The sequence below is a fragment of the Streptomyces sp. NPDC050743 genome (assembly GCF_044456925.1).
Classification (GTDB): domain Bacteria; phylum Actinomycetota; class Actinomycetes; order Streptomycetales; family Streptomycetaceae; genus Streptomyces.
Window position 1 is genome coordinate 1 of the sequence record NZ_JBITGJ010000270.1, and the last position, 3,266, is coordinate 3,266.

Below are 3,266 nucleotides of genomic sequence, written 5' to 3' on the forward strand. Positions count from 1 at the left end.
CTATGTCGTGAAAAGGCGCTGGGTGGTAGAGCGCAGCATCGGATGGATCATGCTTCACCGGCGCCTCGCCCGAGACTACGAGACCCTCACCGCCAGCTCCGAAGCCATGATCCACATCGCCTCGATCGACAACCTCACCAGACGCATAACGGACGAGACCACCCCTACCTGGCGAGGAACTTACTAGGAGATAGGGGGCAATCTTCCTAGATCAAACGCCCTCTGAAGGCCAGGGCATCCTCGGGGGAACCAGGTGAACACCCGTTACGGCAGCGTCGGACCTGGCGTTGACACCGTCCTGTGACCACGCGGCCCTCGGCCGGCTCGATTGGAGTGGTTGCTCGGACGCCCCCAGGTGCGCGGCAGTCCGTGTGCCCATCCCTCTGCGGACCCAGGTGGCAGGAAGCCCAGGTTTGTCGTCGGATGGAAGTGCGCGAGGGCCGCCGAGTGGGCGCTGGCCCGACGCAAGGCGGAGAGCCGACCCTCCCGGCTTTGGAGGTGTAATTACGTGCGACCGATTCAGTCAAGCAGAAGCTTCGCCGTTCTACTCCTCAGCGTTGCACTGATTTCAGGCCTAGAACTGGCTTTGGCTGCGGCTGACGTGCAAGTCATGGGGATACCGGAATATTCTGTGCTGATTTCCGTTGTGGCCAGTGCTCTGTTGCCGCTGCGACATACCATGATCGTAGGCCTTTTCAACCTGGTTGCCGCCATTGTGGTCTATGGAATATTTCTCCAAAGAATCGGAAAAGTCAATCAAATAACAGTCATCGCGGCGTTGGCAGTCGCGGTGGGCATAAGCTGGGCCGTCTGCCGTGTCCGTATAGCGAGAGAAGGACGATTTAGACACCTCGTGATCGCTCGTGAGCGGCTGGCGTTGCTCAGCGAGGCCAGCAGCCGTGTCGGCAGCACGCTCAACGTGGCTCGAACCGCTGAGGAGCTGACCGAAGTAGCGGTGCACCGCTTCGCGGACCACGCCACCGTGGATCTGTGCGATCGTGTCCTCGACGGTGAGGAGCCTGTGCTTGGTCCTCACATGGGCGAGATCACCTTGCGCCGCATCGCCCGGCAATCAGGCCCGGCCGTCCTCCCCGGCACTGTTCGGCCGGCCGAGACCGTCACCTACCGCCCGGGATCGGTACCAGCCCTGAGCCTGAGGGCAGGCCAACCTATGAGGGTGGAGATCGCCGATACCGCGGATGCCGACTGCTGGCCTGCCGGTCCAAGCGACGCGGGTATGAACGCACCGCACTCTGCGCTGGCAGTTCCCCTCCGCGCCCGCGGAGTAACCCTTGGTGCAGCACTTTTCACACGCTCCCGGAGCCGGGACCCCTTCGATGCCGACGACCTGCTACTGGCCCAGGAGATCGGGGCGAGGGCCGCGGTGTGCGTGGACAACGCCCGCCGCTATACCCACGAGCACAACACCTACCTGGCGCTTCAGCGAAGCCTCCTGCCCCCGATGACCCCGAAGCAGTCGGCAGTGGAAGCAGCCACCCGCTACCTGCCCGCGGACTCCCGGGCCGGAGTCGGCGGCGACTGGTACGACGTGATCCCGCTTTCGGGGGCCCGAGTCGCCCTGGTCGTGGGCGACGTGGTCGGGCACGGCATACATGCCTTGGCAACCATGGGGCGGCTGCGATCCGCCGTACGCACGCTCGCCGACATCGACCTGCCGCCCGACGAACTGCTCACCCACCTCGACGACCTCGCCATCCAACGCCGCATGATCAGGGACCAGGCACAGGAGGCTGGTCGCGACACTGGAGCGGATTACGGTGAGGTCGGTGCCGCCTGCCTGTACATGATCTACGATCCGGTTTCGCGCCGCTGCACCGCCGCGCGCGCTGGTCATCTACCACCCGCCGTGGTGCGTCCGGGACCAGACGTCGACTTCCTCGACATCCCCGCCGGCCCTCCGCTGGGCGTGGGAGGACTTCCCTTCGAGGCGGCTGAACTGCAACTTCCCAAGGACAGCCTGCTCGTCCTGTACACCGACGGCCTCATCGAATCCCCCGGGCATACCTTGGATGAAGGGCTCGAGCGTCTACGGAAAGCCTTGTCCGGCCCGACACCTTCTCTGGAGGACATGTGCGACCACGTCCTGAACATGGTGGCCGACGATCGCTCCGAGGACGATGCAGCCCTCGTCATCGCCCGCATCCAAGAACTCGACAGCAGGCATGTCGCCACGTGGGACGTGTCAGAGGATCTCTCTGAAGTCGCTCACGTCCGCGACCTCGCCACCTCCCAACTTGCCGACTGGGACCTGGAAGAGTCCGCGTTCACCACGGAACTCATCGTCAGCGAGCTGGTCACCAACGCCATCCGCTACGGCAAGGGCCCTGTGCGGCTGCGCCTGATCCGGCAAGACACCTTGACCTGCGAGGTGTCCGACGGCAGCAACACCGCCCCCCACCTGCGCCGGGCCCGCATGTTCGACGAGGGGGGACGTGGACTGCTCATCGTGGCGCAGCTCGCCGAGCGCTGGGGTACACGGCAACGGCTTGACGGAAAGACCATCTGGGCCGAACTGAGACTGCAAGAACCTCCAGTGAAATGATCAAGCGTGTGGTTGGAACACCCCCGAAGCCGGGGTGGCCCGGGTCTTCTGCGCGAAGATCTCCACCCGTGCCACCAAGACTGTCTTTCGTCAAACCAGGCGTGGGTCCTGGGTTGGCGGACGGTGCCGTCGCGGAGCATGTCGGACAGCATGGGCGACAGCGACTTCCTGTATTGCCTGGCCGATGCCGAATGGGGACCATGTCAGGGGGAGAGGGGCCGGGTTCCCTGCAGGCGCATGAGGCGACGCCGGGTAGCTCGGTACGGGGGAGGGGGTGTGCATGTCCGTGCCAGGGAGCGGGTCGGCCGAGCCCGGCGTGGCTCATCGTATGAGGCGGTATCTGACACGCTTCGAGTCCGCGGTGACGCGGTTCTTTCTCCTCGGAATCTTCGTCGTCGGGCTGACTGCTCAGTTCGTCACACCGCTCGGAGACGCCCTGCAGGGCAAGGCGTTCCTGGGTGGCGCGCTGCTCAGCCTGGTGGCGTACGTGCTGTACGACGCGGTGAAGGACCTGGCCGCGTCGCTTCGGCTGCCTGAGCGGTCACGGGTGGGGTCGCGTGAGTTGGGCCGATTCTTGAAGGCTCCCCTCCCTGAAGGGAGGCGATTCGTCACCCTCCAGGGCTGAGCGGGGATTTACGGCTCAGGCCGCCACCGGAGCCGGCGGCTCAGGTGGTCTTACGCCCTCGACACCGTCCGGGTTCCA

3 protein-coding genes are annotated in these 3,266 nt (G+C 64.9%); all 3 read left to right on the top strand.

The window, feature by feature from the left end:
* Nucleotides 1-187, top strand: a 187-nt coding sequence (locus ACIBJF_RS52760) for a transposase (RefSeq protein ID WP_399185015.1), incomplete at its 5' end; no start/stop codon positions are given.
* A 321-nt stretch (nt 188-508) separates the two neighbouring features.
* A complete protein-coding gene (locus ACIBJF_RS52765; RefSeq protein WP_399185016.1) occupies nt 509-2,563 on the top strand; it encodes a SpoIIE family protein phosphatase in 2,055 nt (684 codons plus the stop codon).
* 328 nt (nt 2,564-2,891) lie between these two features.
* Nucleotides 2,892-3,188: a hypothetical protein gene (locus ACIBJF_RS52770; protein WP_399185017.1), complete on the top strand. Its 297-nt coding sequence runs from the start codon at nt 2,892-2,894 to the stop codon at nt 3,186-3,188.
* The last annotated feature ends 78 nt before the right edge of the window (nt 3,189-3,266 follow it).